Here is a 12,508-nt window from a genome sequence, read left to right as displayed (position 1 = left end):
GCCGCTCAGCTCCGGCGCAGGGCGTCGTGGCGCAGGACGGCGTGCACGCCCCACGTGCGGTTCGCGACCTGCGTGACGCGCAGGTCCGCGCAACTGCTCAGCAGGGCCAGCGCGGTCAGGCGGTCGAGTTCGTGCTCGGCGGCCACCCACGTCACGAGGTCCCCCAGGGCCGCGTCGGTGGCGGCGTTCAGGTCGGCGTCGAAGCCGAACGTGATCCGCTCGGTCGGGGTCACCGCGTGCACGGTGGGCAGGGCCGGGTCGGCGACGACGGAGACGGTGAGTTCCGTCGTCGTCGCGCACTCCACCGCGGTGCCGCAGACCTCACCGTCGCCCTGCGCGGCGTGCCCGTCGCCGAGGCACAGCAACGCGCCCGGGACGTGCACGGGCAGGAACAGCGTCGAGCCCGCGACGAGGGACCGGCAGTCGACGTTCCCGCCGTGACCGGGCCGCGGGGGGATCGTCGAGTGCCGCCCGGGCGCGGCCGGCGTCGTCCCCACGACACCGAGGAACGGGGCGGTGTCGACCGTGAACCCCAGCTGGTTCGTCGCGGTCCCGCCGTCGACGTCCCACAGCAGGTCCACGCGTCCGGTGGTGCCGAGCCGCTGGTTCAGCGGGGTGTCCATGCCGGCGACCGTCCAGCCCCAGTCGCCCGTGCGGATCGAGTGGAACGTCACCGCCAGGACGTCGCCGGGTTCGGCGCCGCGGACGGCGACCGGGCCGGTGAGGCAGTGCCCCTCGGCGTCCTCGAGCAGGCGCGGGGTGGGGGCGCCGGGGTGCTCGGGCCGACGGGTGAACCCGTGCGCGTCGAGGGCCTCGACGGTGAAGCGCTCGCCGCTGTCGACCGTGAGGACCGGTTCCAGCGCGGGGTCGAAGGCGTCGGTGACGGTGCCGGGCGCCGGGCGGAGGACCTGCTGTGCGGGAGTCACGGGTTGATCCTCTCCCCGACGGGGACGCCACGCTCAGGCCGGAACCGTCGACTCCCGCACCACGAGCCGGGTCGGGAGCGTCGTCGTCCCGGGAGAGGGCTCTCCGGCCACGGCCTGCAGCAGGAGTTCCCCCGCGCGCCGTCCCAGGGCCTCCAGGCCGAGGTTCACGGTCGTCAGCGGTGGCCGCGACGCCAGGGCGATGACGTCCCAGTCGTCGAACCCGACGACGGCCACGTCCTGCGGCACCCGGCGGCCCGCGTCGCGCAGCCCGTCGCACAGGCCGCGCGCGATCTGGTCGCTGCCGCACGTCACCGCGTCGAGGTCGGGGTGTCGGCGCAGCAGCAGGTCCGCGGCCAGCCGTCCCCAGCGCTCGCTCCAGTCGCCGTGCAGCACGGGCCCGGCGAACGCCTCGCCCGCCGTCCGCTCGGCGGCCTCGGCGCGCACGCGGGTGGCGTGGTGGTCGGCCGGACCGGTGACGTGCGCGACGCGGCGGCGCCCGAGGTCCAGGACGTGCTGGACCGCGTCGGCGGCGCCGGCCGCCTGGTCGGCGACGAGCGAGGTGTCCCGGGCGTCCTGCGAGGGCGTGAACGCGTAGACGACCGGGACGCTGGCGGCCAGCGGCGGCCGCGGGTCGGTGCGCCGGCCCGTGACGATGATCCCGTCGACCCGCCGTGCCTGCAGCGTCCGCAGGTAGTGCTGCTCGCGCAGCGGGTCGTCGCGGCTGTCGCACAGCAGGACGCTCATCTCCCCGGCGCCCAGCGCGTTCTCCGCGCCGAGCATGACGGGGATCGAGAAGCGGCCGAAGCTGTCGGTGGTGATGAGCCCGACGGTGTAGCTGCGCCCGGAGGACAGGCCCCGTCCGACCGGGTCCGGGGTGAACCCCAGCTGCTCGGCCGCCCGGCGCACGCGGTCGCGGGTCTCGGCGCGCAGCTGCCCCGTCCCGTTGAGCGCCTTGGAGGCCGTCCCCGCCGAGACGCCCGCCAGCGCGGCGACGTCCACGATCCGCACCGGAACGACGCTTTCCGTCACTGCCCACCTCCCGACCCGTTGAGTCGCAGCAGACTACCGCGCTCTTGACGGGCCAGGGCGCCCGTTCTAGATTCGGAGCAGAAAACGTGTTCCGGAGTTTCCGGACACGCCGGCACCGCCTCGATGGAGAGCTCATGACCAGCACGACCGCTGGACCGGACCTGACCGTCACGCCCGGTACCTCCCCGGTGAACGCGCCCGTCGCCCCGACCGCGGACGCGGCCGTGGCGCTGCAGCCCGTCCCGCTCGGCGCCTCGCGCAGCACCGGCGGTTTCTGGTTCGAGCGCATGCAGGCCAACCGCCGCCAGGCGATCCGGACGGGCTACGAGAAGCTCGAGACCGCCGGGAACCTGCGGAACCTGCGCATCGCCGCCGGGATCGAGCAGGGCGAGGCCAAGGGCCCGATCTTCATGGACTCCGACGTCTACAAGTGGCTCGAGGCGGCGGGGTGGGAGTACGGCCGCGAGGCCGACGAGGAGGTCCTCGGCTGGATCCGCGAGGTCACCGCCGTCGTCGCGGCCGCGCAGGCCGAGGACGGCTACCTCGACTCCGTCCAGCAGGTCCGCGGGAAGGGCGAGCGCTACACCGACCTGCACTGGAGCCACGAGCACTACTGCGCCGGGCACCTCTTCCAGGCCGCCGTCGCCGTCCACCGCAGCACGGGCGACAACGGCCTGCTCGACGTCGCCGTCAAGCTCGCCGACCACCTCGTCGCGACCTTCGGGGCGGGGAAGACCGAGGAGGTCGACGGACACCCCGTCGTCGAGATGGGTCTGGTCGAGCTGTTCCGCGAGACCGGGAACCGCGCCTACCTCGACCTCGCGCGCTGGTTCGTCGACGCCCGCGGGCACGGCATCATCCAGACGAAGCACGACTCCGAACCGACGTACTTCTCCGACCGCGTGCCCGTGCGCGAGGCCACCTCACCCGAGGGCCACTCGGTCCGGGCCGTCTACCTCACGGCCGGCGCGGCGGACGTGGCCGCCGAGACCGGCGACGCGGAACTGCTCGACGCCCTCGTGCGCCAGTGGGAGGGGATGCTCGCCTCGAAGACGTACGTGACGGGCGGCATCGGGGCGCGCTGGGACTGGGAGCAGTTCGGCGACCACTACGAGCTCGGCCCCGACCGCGCCTACGCCGAGACCTGCGCGGCGATCGCGAGCGTGCAGTGGAGCTACCGCCTGCTGCTGGCGACGGGGGAGGCGCGCTACGCCGACCTGGTCGAGCGGACCCTCTACAACGCCTTCCTGCCCGGGGTGTCCCTGGCCGGGACGGAGTACTTCTACGTCAACGCCCTGCAGCTGCGGCACGGTGCGCACGCCGAGGAGGAACGCAGCGTCGCGCACGGCCGGCGGCCCTGGTTCGACTGCGCCTGCTGCCCGCCGAACATCATGCGGACGCTGTCCCAGCTCGACGCCTACGTCGCGACGAGCGCCGACCGTGACGGGGTTCCCGGGGTCCAGCTGCACCAGTTCACGACGGGTGAGGTCGAGGCCGGCGGGGTCCGGCTCCGCGTGAGCACCGACTACCCCTGGGACGGGACCGTCCGCGTCGAGGTGCTGGACTCCCCCGGGGAGTTCGAGCTCGCGCTGCGCGTCCCCGGGTGGGCCGAGGGCGCCACCGCCACCGCCGCCGGGGAGGCCCTCGCGACGACCCCTGGCGAGTACCTGCGGGTGCGCCGGGAGTTCGCGGCCGGTGACGTCGTCGAACTCGTCCTGCCGATGACCGTCCGTCCCGTCGAGGCCGACCCGCGCGTCGACGCCGTGCGCGGCTGCGTCGTCGTCGAACGCGGGCCGCTCGTCTACGCCGTCGAGCAGGTCGACCTGCCCGACGGCCTCGTCGCCGACGACGTCCGCGTCCGCGTCGCCGAACTGCGGGGCGCCCGCGCCGAGCACCGCCCCGACCTGCTCGAGGGGGTCACCGTCCTGCACCTGCCCGTGCACGCGGCGGCGGCCGCCGCGACGGGTCCGCTGTACCGCCCGGCCGGGGACGACCCCGCGCCGCAGGCCGAGGACGCCACCCAGGTCGTCCCGGCCGTGCCGTACTACGCCTGGGCCAACCGCGAGCTCGGCGCGATGCGCGTCTGGCTGCCGCGGGCCTGACCCCGGCCCGGTCCGGAACTCGTTCCCCAGGAGGTGCGATGGAGCTCCACCGCAGGACCCTGCTCGCGCTGGGAGGGCTCGCCGGTCTGTCGGCGCTCCTGCCCTCCTGCGCGTCGCAACTGCCCGAGGCCGACGTCACGGCCGCCGGCTTCGGCCAGGACGCGACCGGGACCGTCCGGTTGTGGTGCCGGGCGGCGACGGTCGTCGGCGTCCGGCAGGTCGTCGACGCGTTCAACGCCTCGCAGGACGCCGTCACCGTCGAGGTGACACCCGTCCTCGACGGTCAGTACGTCACCAAGCTCGCCACGGCCATCCGCGGCGGGAACGTGCCGGACATCGTGGACATCGACGACATCAACTCGATGCTCTTCATCTACCGCGACTCGTTCACGGACCTGACGCCGCTCGTGCAGCAGCTGGGTTTCGCCGACCAGCTGAACCCCGGCCAGCTGGCTCTCGCGACGCGGGACGAGAAGCACTACGGCGTCCCGTACATCGCCGACAACTCGGCGCTGTTCTACAACACCGAGCTGTTCGAGAAGGCCGGTCTGGACCCGGCGGACCACACGCAGGACTTCGACGGCCTGCTCGAGGCGGCCCGGGCGATCGGGGCCCTGGGGGACGGGACGTACGGCTGGTCGGTCGACGGCAACGCGGCCGGCATCCTGGGGTTCGTCGTGCAGCCGCACATCTGGGCGGCGAAGGCCCCGAACATCGTCGGGGACGTGGGGGAGCAGCGCGGGTCGATCGCGGACAACGACGCCGTCCGGCGCACGTTCGAGCTCTACCGGACGATGTGGGACGAGAAGCTCATGCCGCAGGGGAACTTCTCCGGCGACGGGTCCCGCTGGGGCGCGGACTTCCGCGACGGCACGGTCGGGCTCTTCCCGGCGAACTTCTCCGTCGCGGCCCTCAACGCCTCCGAGGAGATGCGCGCCAAGACCGGGGTCGTCCTGCTCCCAGGACCGGACGGGGGACGGGCCACCTTCGCCGGCGGGGACAACCTCTGCATCCCGCGGGGCGCCGCCAACGCGTCGGGGGCCTGGCAGTTCGCCCGGTTCGCCCTCGACCTGCCGCAGCAGGAGAACCTGCCCGCCGGCGGGTACATCCCCGTCCGCTCCGACGCCGCCACCGAGCAGTACCGCGAGAAGTTCCCGCTCGCGGTGGCGCCGCTGGACGGGATCGCGGGGGCGTACGCCCCGACGACGCTCGCCTACAACCTGCTGTTCAACCAGCAGGACTCGCCGTGGATCGCGGCGTTCCGCCGAGCCGTCTTCGACGGGGACCTCGACGGGGCGCTGGCGCAGGGGCAGAAGGACTTCGACCGCATCCTGGAACAGGCGCAACTGTGAGCACCCTCGAGAGAAACCCCCGGTCCCTCACCCACCCGCCGCGCACCGGTCTGCTCCTGACGCTGCCGGCCCTCGCCTTCGTCACGGTCTTCGTGCTCGTGCCGCTGGTCTTCGCGGTCTACATGTCCTTCACCAACTGGCCCCTCATCGGGTCCTACCAGTTCATCGGTCTCGGCAACTACGCGGCCATCGCGTCGGACCCCGTGTTCTGGAAGTCGGTGGGCTACACGGTCCTGTACACCGCGATCGTGACCGTGCCGATCCTCGTGCTCGGCTACGTCCTCGCCGTCGTGGTCCGGGCCAACCGGCGGTTCTCCACGGTGTTCCGGACGGTGTTCTTCGTCCCGTACGTCATCGGGCTCACGACGCTGAGCTTCCTCATGGTGCTGGAGGCGCAGCCCGGGTCGGGCATGGTCAACGTCGTCCTGGAGACGCTGGGGATCACCGACGGGACGACGGCCTGGCTGGCCGACGGGCCGCTCGCGACGGGGCTCATCTGCGTGATGATCGTCTGGGCCGTGTCGGGGCTGACGATGGTGCTGCTCATGGGTGGCATGCAGGGCATCCCGCGCGACGTCTACGAGTCGGCCGAGATGGACGGCGCGTCGTGGTGGCAGCGCGAGCGGAGCATCACGATCCCCATGCTGCGCCGCACCATCGCCATGAGCCTGGTCATCTCCGTCATCGGCTCGCTGCTCGCGTTCACCCAGTTCTACGTCCTCACCCGCGGCGGACCGGGGACGGACACACAGACGGTCGTCATGTACGTCTACCAGCGCGGTTTCGTCCAGCTCCAGCTCGGTGCGGCCTCCGCGCTCTCGATCGTCCTGGTCGTCGTCATCGGTCTGGTGACGGCCGCCCAGTTCCGGCTGCTGCGCGAGAAGGAGGGATGACCGTGGCCACTCTCACGAAGACCGGGGCCCCGCAGGACCTGCGGGTCCGGAACACCCGCGGGGCGGCCGCGGCCGGCCGCGCCGAGAGCCGCACCAAGCTCACGCTCTACTGGCTCGGCGGGACCCTCGCCGCCCTCGTGTTCCTCGTCCCGCTGGTGTGGTCGGTCCTGCGCTCGTTCCAGTCCAACGACGCGATCGTGGCGACCGACCCGAAGGCGGGGGACCTGTTCTCCCTCACGACGGCCAACTTCTCGGCCCTGTTCAGCAGCGACCTCGACATCCTGCGCTCGGTGGGCAACAGCCTCGTCGTCGCCGTCGGGACCGCGGTGCTCACCGCGGTCGTCGCGACGCTGGCGGGGTACGGCTTCGGCCGGTTCACCTTCCGCGGCCGCAACGTCCTGTTCGGCCTCGTCGTCGTGACGATGATGGTCCCGTTCCAGGCGATCATCACGCCGCTGTACCTGCAGATGAACGCCATGGGACTGACCGACTCCCGCCTGGGCCTGGTGCTCTTCTACACGACGGTCAACCTGCCCTTCGGCGTCTTCGTCATGCGCAACGCCTTCGAGACGATCCCCGCCGAGATCGAGGACTCGGCCCGCGTCGACGGCGCCGGGACCATGCGGGCCCTGGTCTCAGTGCTGCGGCCCATGCTGATCCCCGGGATGGCGACGAGTGCGCTCTACGCCTTCCTCGCCAGCTGGACCGAGTTCCTCGGCGCACTGACGTTCCTCACCGACGACCGGCTCTACACGCTGCCGTTGTCCCTGGTGAACCTGCAGTCCGGTGCCTACGGGGCCGTGAACTACGGCTACCTCGTGGCCGGCGCCGTCGTCGCGATGATCCCGTGCGTCATCCTCTACGTCGCCCTGCAGCGGTTCTACGTGGCGGGCCTCGCCTCGGGGGCCGTCAAGGGCTGAGCCCCCCAGACCGGGCCCGGGCCGCGCACCTCGTGCGCGGTCCGGGCCCTTCCACGTCCGGGCCGGTCCCCGTGAGGGTGCCCGTTCCCGGCGGGGGCGCGGGGGCGAAACCCGGCACCCAAAGGTCTGAGATCAGACCATTGACGGCGGCTGCGGGCGTCGGCACACTGACGCGCATGCTCGCCGACGCCGACGCCACGCCCCGGGGTGCCGGCGACGCGCCCGGGCTCGGCTGGCTCGTGCTGCACCCCGTGCGGGGGCAGCACGCGTTCGAGGCGTGCGTGGAACAGCTCGGCACCGCCATCCGCCTCGGGGTGTTCCCGCGGGGTTCCGCGCTGCCGACCGAACGTGACCTCGCGACGCGGCTGGGGGTCTCGCGGGCCACGCTGCGCGAGGCGATCGCCGCCCTGCGCGCGGCGGGCATGGTGGAGACGAAGCGGGGCCGCGGGGGCGGGACCGTCGTGACGATGGCCCCGACCCTGCCGCGGCGGGTGGGAGCCCAGCAGCGGCAGGCGCGGCGGCAGGCGTGGCTCGACACGCTCGACTTCCGACGCATCGTCGAACCCGGTGCCGCGCACCTCGCGGCGACGCGGGACCTCACGCCCGAGCAGCGGGACCGGCTCGAGGCGGCGCACACCGCCGTCCTGGAGGCCACGGAACCCTCGACCCACCGGCAGGCCGACTCGCGGTTCCACCTGACGGTCGCGACCCTCGCCGGCTCCGACCTCGTGCTCGAGGCCGTCACCTCCGTGCAGGCCGGGGTCCACGAGATGCTCACGGCGATCCCCGTGCTCGGCACGAACATCGACCACTCCGACCGGCAGCACGCGCGGATCGTCCGGGCCGTGCTCGACGGCGACGGCTCCCGTGCCCGCCGGGCCATGGAGGAGCACTGCGACGACACGGCCGCGCTGCTGCGCGGTCTCCTCGACTGACCCACCCACCCGGCGACCGGAGGACGACGTGCGCAACGACCGACACCTGACCCGCGAGGACCTGCTCGGCCTGATCGACAGCGGGACCCTCGACACGGTCGTCGTCGCGTTCACCGACATGCAGGGGCGGCTGCAGGGCAAGCGGTTCCACGCCGCTTACTTCCGCGACGTCGTCCTGGAGCACGGCACCGAGGGCTGCAACTACCTCCTCGGGGTCGACGTCGACATGAACACCGTCCCCGGTTACGCGATGACCTCCTGGGAGAAGGGGTACGGGGACGTCGAGTTCGTCCTGGACCTCGAGACCACGCGGCTGCTGCCGCACCTGCCGGCGACCGCGATGGTCCAGGCGGACCTGGCCTGGCTGGACGGGACGCCCGTGGACCAGAGCCCCCGGACGGTGCTGAAGAAGCAGGTGGACCGGGCGCGCGACCTCGGGTACAGCGTCGTGGCGGGCACGGAGCTGGAGTTCATCCTCTTCGACGAGACCTACGAGGCCGCGTCGTCCCGCAACTACCAGGACCTGGTGCCGTCCAACCAGTACAACGTCGACTACTCCATCCTGGGCACGACCCGCGTCGAACCCGTCCTGCGCGACATCCGCAACACGATGTACGCCGCCGGGCTCAACGTCGAGTGCGCCAAGGGCGAGTGCAACTACGGCCAGCACGAGATCGGGTTCCTCTACGACGACGTGCTCACCACGGCGGACAACCACTCCGTCTACAAGACGGTCGCCAAGGAGATCGCCGCGCAGCACGGCAAGGCGCTGACGTTCATGGCCAAGTACGACCAGCGCGAGGGGAACTCCTGCCACATCCACCTCAGCCTGCGCGGACTGGACGGCGGCACGGTCTTCTGGGACGAGGGGCACCGGACCCCGCTGTACGACTCCTTCGTCGCCGGCGTCCTCGCGACGATGGCCGACTTCACCCTGCTCTACGCGCCGAACGTCAACTCCTACAAGCGGTTCGCCCACGGTTCGTTCGCACCGACCGCGATCGCCTGGGGCGAGGACAACCGCACGTGCGCCGTCCGGCTGGTGGGGGACGGTGCGGGGGCGCGGCTGGAGAACCGCCTGCCCGGCGGCGACGTGAACCCCTACCTCGCCCTCGCCGGCGTCCTCGCCGGTGGTCTGCACGGGGTCGAGCAGGGTCTCGAGCTCGAACCGGCGCTCACCGGCAGCGCCTACACCTCCGACGCCCCGCGCGTTCCCGGCACCCTTCGGCACGCCCGGGACCTGTTCGCCGCCAGCACCGTGGCGCGCGCGGCGTTCGGCGACGAGGTCGTCGACCACTACACCAACGCGGCCGACGTGGAACTGGCCGCGTTCGAGTCGGCCGTGACCGACTGGGAACGCCGCCGCGGATTCGAACGGATGTGACATGAGCACCCCTGTGGACACCGGCAGCAGCAGCACCGACAGCGGCGTGCACGTCGTCGTCGACCCCTCCTCGGGCGAGCGCCTCACGGAGGTCCGCCTCGCCGGTCTGGAGGAGACCGACGCGGCCATCCAGCGCGCCGCCCGGGCCTTCACCACCTGGCGCGACGTCGCCCCCGCCGACCGGGCCAGGATGCTGCGCGCCTTCGCGCGCGTGGTGGACGACCACGTGGAGGAGCTGGCGGACCTGGAGGTCCGCGGCGCCGGGCACACCCGCGGCAACGCGCGCTGGGAGGCGCGCAACGTGCGGGACTGCCTGGAGTACTACGCGGCGGCCCCGGAACGCCTCTTCGGCCGGCAGATCCCGGTGCCCGGCGGCATCGACGTGACGTTCCGCGAACCGCTGGGCGTCATCGGGATCATCGTGCCGTGGAACTTCCCCATGCCCATCGCGGCGTGGGGGTTCGCCCCGGCCCTGGCGGCGGGGAACACCGTCGTCCTGAAACCCGCGGAGCTGACGCCCCTGACGGCCGTCCGGCTCGGCGAACTGGCCCTGGATGCCGGCCTGCCGGAGGGCGTGTTCACCGTCCTGCCCGGCCGCGGCCCGGTCGTGGGGGAGCGGTTCGTGACGCACCCCCTCGTGCGGAAGGTCGTGTTCACCGGGTCGACGGCCGTCGGCAAGCGCATCATGGCCGGGTGCGCCGAGCAGGTGAAGCGCGTGACGCTCGAGCTCGGCGGCAAGAGCGCGAACGTCGTCTTCGCCGACGCCGACCTGGAGAAGGCCGCGGCCGCGGCACCGTACGCGGTCTTCGACAACGCCGGTCAGGACTGCTGCGCCCGGTCGCGCATCCTCGTCGAGCGCTCGGTCCACGACGAGTTCGTCGAGCGCCTGCAGGCCGCGGTGGCGGGGATGCGCGTGACCGACCCGCGCAGCGACCCGGACTCGGAGATGGGGCCCCTCATCTCGGCCGGCCAGCGGGACCGCGTGCGCGCCTACCTCGACGACGCCGACGTCCTGTCCACCGGGCCGGCCCCCGACCTCGGGGGTTTCTGGGTCCCTCCGACCATCGTCCGCGTCCAGGACGCCCGGGAACGGATCTGGCGCGACGAGGTGTTCGGTCCGGTCGTCGCCGTCATGGCGTTCGACGACGAGGCCGACGCCGTCGCCAAGGCCAACGACACCGACTACGGCCTGTCCGGGTCCATCTACACGCGGGACGTCGGCCGGGCCCTGCGCGTGGCGCGCCGGGTCGAGGCCGGGAACCTCAGCGTGAACTCGCACTCCTCGGTCCGGTACTGGACCCCCTTCGGCGGGTTCAAGCAGTCCGGGCTGGGGCGTGAACTCGGCCCGGACGCGCCGAACTCCTTCACCGAGGAGAAGAACGTCTTCCTCAGCGACGACTGACCGACCACCCCGCAGCAGCACGAGAGCAGGAGAACAGCGCATGGCAGGACGCATCGAGGGTCGCGTGGCCGTCATCACCGGCGGGTGCTCGGGCATCGGCCTGGCCACGGCCCGGCGCTTCGTCGCCGAGGGCGCCAAGGTCGTCGTCGGCGACATCGACGAGGCCTCGGGGGCCCGCGTGGTCGAGGAGCTCGGCGGCGCCGAGGTCGCCGCCTTCGTCCGGGTGGACGTCACCGACAAGGAGCAGGTCGACACCCTGTTCCGCACGGCCAAGGAGACGTTCGGCTCCGTCGACATCGCGTTCAACAACGCCGGCATCAGCCCGCCCGACGACGACTCGATCCTCACCACGGACCTCGACGCCTGGCGCCGGGTGCAGGAGGTCAACCTCACGAGCGTGTACCTGTGCTGCAAGGCGGCCCTGCCGCACATGCTGGAGCAGGGGCGCGGGTCGATCATCAACACGGCGTCGTTCGTCGCGGTCATGGGGGCGGCGACGAGCCAGATCTCCTACTCCGCGTCCAAGGGCGGGGTGCTCAGCATGAGCCGCGAGCTCGGCGTGCAGTTCGCCCGCGAGGGCGTGCGCGTCAACGCGCTGTGCCCGGGGCCGGTGAACACGCCGCTGCTCAAGGAGCTGTTCGCCAAGGACGAGGAGCGCGCGGCGCGGCGGTTGGTGCACGTACCGATGGGGCGCTTCGCCGAACCGGAGGAACTGGCCGGCGCCGTGCTGTTCCTCGCCTCCGACGACGCGAGCTTCATCACCGCCTCCACGTTCCTCGTGGACGGCGGGATCTCGGCCGCCTACGTGACCCCGTTGTGAGCTCCGGCGTGAGCACGCCCGTCGTCGGCGTCAGCTGCTACCGCGAGCGGGCGGTCCACGGCATCTGGGACGAGGTCTCCGACCTGCTGCCCACCGTCTACTCCGACGCCGTCCGCCGCGCGGGCGGGGTTCCCGTCGTCCTGCCGCCCACCGCGCCGTACGGCCCGTCGGCGCGGGCGGTCGTCGAGCGGCTCGACGCGCTCGTCGTCGCGGGCGGCGCGGACGTGGACCCCGCCGCCTACCGCGAGGAACCGCACGCGCGCACGGGGACACCGCACCCGGACCGGGACTCCTGGGAGCTGGCCCTCCTCGACGCCGCCGTGGAGCTCGCGAAGCCGACCCTCGGGGTCTGCCGCGGGATGCAGGTCATGGCGGTGCACGCCGGCGGCGCCCTGCACCAGCACGTCCCGGACGTCGTCGGGCACGAGGGGCACGACCCGGGCGGGGACTCCTACGGTTCGACGCTCGTGACGATCGACCGCGCCGGCACCGTCGGCCGGTTGCTCGGCGAGCGCGCCGTCGTGCCGTGCCACCACCACCAGGCCGTCCGGGAGCACCCCGGGTTCACGGCCGCGGCGTGGGCCGAGGACGGCACGCTGGAGGCGTTCGAGCGGACCGACGGCACCGGTCACCCGTTCTTCCTCGGGGTGCAGTGGCACCCCGAGGCGTCCGAGGACCTCGGCCTGTTCCGGGGCCTCGTCGAGGCCGCCCGAAGCTGAACCCGTTCCACCTCTCGAGACGAAGG

The 12,508-nt window shown here is 72.6% G+C and carries 11 protein-coding genes; 9 read left to right on the top strand and 2 right to left on the bottom strand.

Annotation, left to right across the window (positions count from 1 at the left end):
* Nucleotides 1-5: 5 nt before the first annotated feature.
* Nucleotides 6-926 carry an acetamidase/formamidase family protein gene (locus AB1207_RS03670; RefSeq protein WP_367636428.1) on the bottom strand — a complete coding sequence of 307 codons (921 nt, stop codon included), beginning with the start codon at nucleotides 924-926 and terminating at the stop codon, nucleotides 6-8.
* 33 nt (nucleotides 927-959) lie between these two features.
* Nucleotides 960-1,934 carry a LacI family DNA-binding transcriptional regulator gene (locus tag AB1207_RS03665; protein WP_367636427.1) on the bottom strand — a complete coding sequence of 325 codons (975 nt, stop codon included), beginning with the start codon at nucleotides 1,932-1,934 and terminating at the stop codon, nucleotides 960-962.
* Between the two features lie 155 nt (nucleotides 1,935-2,089).
* On the opposite strand from AB1207_RS03665, the gene AB1207_RS03660 reads away from it, so the two are divergent.
* From AB1207_RS03660 to AB1207_RS03620, 9 genes are all read left to right on the top strand, one after another.
* Entirely contained in the window at nucleotides 2,090-4,057 is a 1,968-nt protein-coding gene (locus AB1207_RS03660; protein ID WP_367636426.1) for a glycoside hydrolase family 127 protein, read from the top strand.
* Between the two features lie 38 nt (nucleotides 4,058-4,095).
* Nucleotides 4,096-5,409, top strand: a complete 1,314-nt coding sequence (locus AB1207_RS03655) for an ABC transporter substrate-binding protein (protein WP_367636425.1) — start codon at nucleotides 4,096-4,098, stop codon at nucleotides 5,407-5,409.
* The gene (locus AB1207_RS03650) at nucleotides 5,406-6,302 is read left to right on the top strand and encodes a carbohydrate ABC transporter permease (RefSeq protein ID WP_367636424.1); all 897 of its coding nucleotides are present in this window, start codon (nucleotides 5,406-5,408) and stop codon (nucleotides 6,300-6,302) included. The genes AB1207_RS03655 and AB1207_RS03650 overlap by 4 nt, the downstream gene beginning before the upstream one ends.
* On the top strand, nucleotides 6,299-7,222 hold the full coding sequence (locus tag AB1207_RS03645; protein WP_437178854.1) for a carbohydrate ABC transporter permease: 924 nt from the start codon (nucleotides 6,299-6,301) through the stop codon (nucleotides 7,220-7,222). The genes AB1207_RS03650 and AB1207_RS03645 overlap by 4 nt, the downstream gene beginning before the upstream one ends.
* A gap of 176 nt (nucleotides 7,223-7,398) precedes the next feature.
* Nucleotides 7,399-8,157 (top strand): FadR/GntR family transcriptional regulator, encoded by a 759-nt coding sequence (locus AB1207_RS03640; protein ID WP_367636422.1) that lies wholly within the window; start codon nucleotides 7,399-7,401, stop codon nucleotides 8,155-8,157.
* Nucleotides 8,158-8,185: 28 nt separating this feature from the next.
* Complete coding sequence (locus AB1207_RS03635) at nucleotides 8,186-9,541, top strand: glutamine synthetase family protein (protein WP_367636421.1); 1,356 nt, start codon at nucleotides 8,186-8,188, stop codon at nucleotides 9,539-9,541.
* A gap of 1 nt (nucleotide 9,542) precedes the next feature.
* Complete coding sequence (locus AB1207_RS03630) at nucleotides 9,543-10,943, top strand: aldehyde dehydrogenase family protein (protein WP_367636420.1); 1,401 nt, start codon at nucleotides 9,543-9,545, stop codon at nucleotides 10,941-10,943.
* A 40-nt stretch (nucleotides 10,944-10,983) separates the two neighbouring features.
* The gene (locus AB1207_RS03625) at nucleotides 10,984-11,763 is read left to right on the top strand and encodes a 3-oxoacyl-ACP reductase (protein ID WP_367636419.1); all 780 of its coding nucleotides are present in this window, start codon (nucleotides 10,984-10,986) and stop codon (nucleotides 11,761-11,763) included.
* An 8-nt stretch (nucleotides 11,764-11,771) separates the two neighbouring features.
* Nucleotides 11,772-12,482, top strand: coding sequence for a gamma-glutamyl-gamma-aminobutyrate hydrolase family protein (locus AB1207_RS03620; protein WP_367636418.1), 711 nt, complete (start codon nucleotides 11,772-11,774; stop codon nucleotides 12,480-12,482).
* The last annotated feature ends 26 nt before the right edge of the window (nucleotides 12,483-12,508 follow it).

This window comes from Kineococcus endophyticus, from assembly GCF_040796495.1.
In the GTDB taxonomy this organism is placed as follows: domain Bacteria; phylum Actinomycetota; class Actinomycetes; order Actinomycetales; family Kineococcaceae; genus Kineococcus; species Kineococcus endophyticus.
This window is presented reverse-complemented; position numbering and strand designations above follow the sequence as displayed.

What these genes read in the sequence shown, in the direction of transcription:
- AB1207_RS03630 (WP_367636420.1), top strand. Translation starts at nt 9,543, where the DNA reads ATGAGCACCCCTGTGGACACCGGCAGCAGCAGCACCGACAGCGGCGTG.
- AB1207_RS03645 (WP_437178854.1), top strand. Translation starts at nt 6,299, where the DNA reads ATGACCGTGGCCACTCTCACGAAGACCGGGGCCCCGCAGGACCTGCGG.
- AB1207_RS03660 (WP_367636426.1), top strand. Translation starts at nt 2,090, where the DNA reads ATGACCAGCACGACCGCTGGACCGGACCTGACCGTCACGCCCGGTACC.
- AB1207_RS03625 (WP_367636419.1), top strand. Translation starts at nt 10,984, where the DNA reads ATGGCAGGACGCATCGAGGGTCGCGTGGCCGTCATCACCGGCGGGTGC.
- AB1207_RS03655 (WP_367636425.1), top strand. Translation starts at nt 4,096, where the DNA reads ATGGAGCTCCACCGCAGGACCCTGCTCGCGCTGGGAGGGCTCGCCGGT.
- AB1207_RS03640 (WP_367636422.1), top strand. Translation starts at nt 7,399, where the DNA reads ATGCTCGCCGACGCCGACGCCACGCCCCGGGGTGCCGGCGACGCGCCC.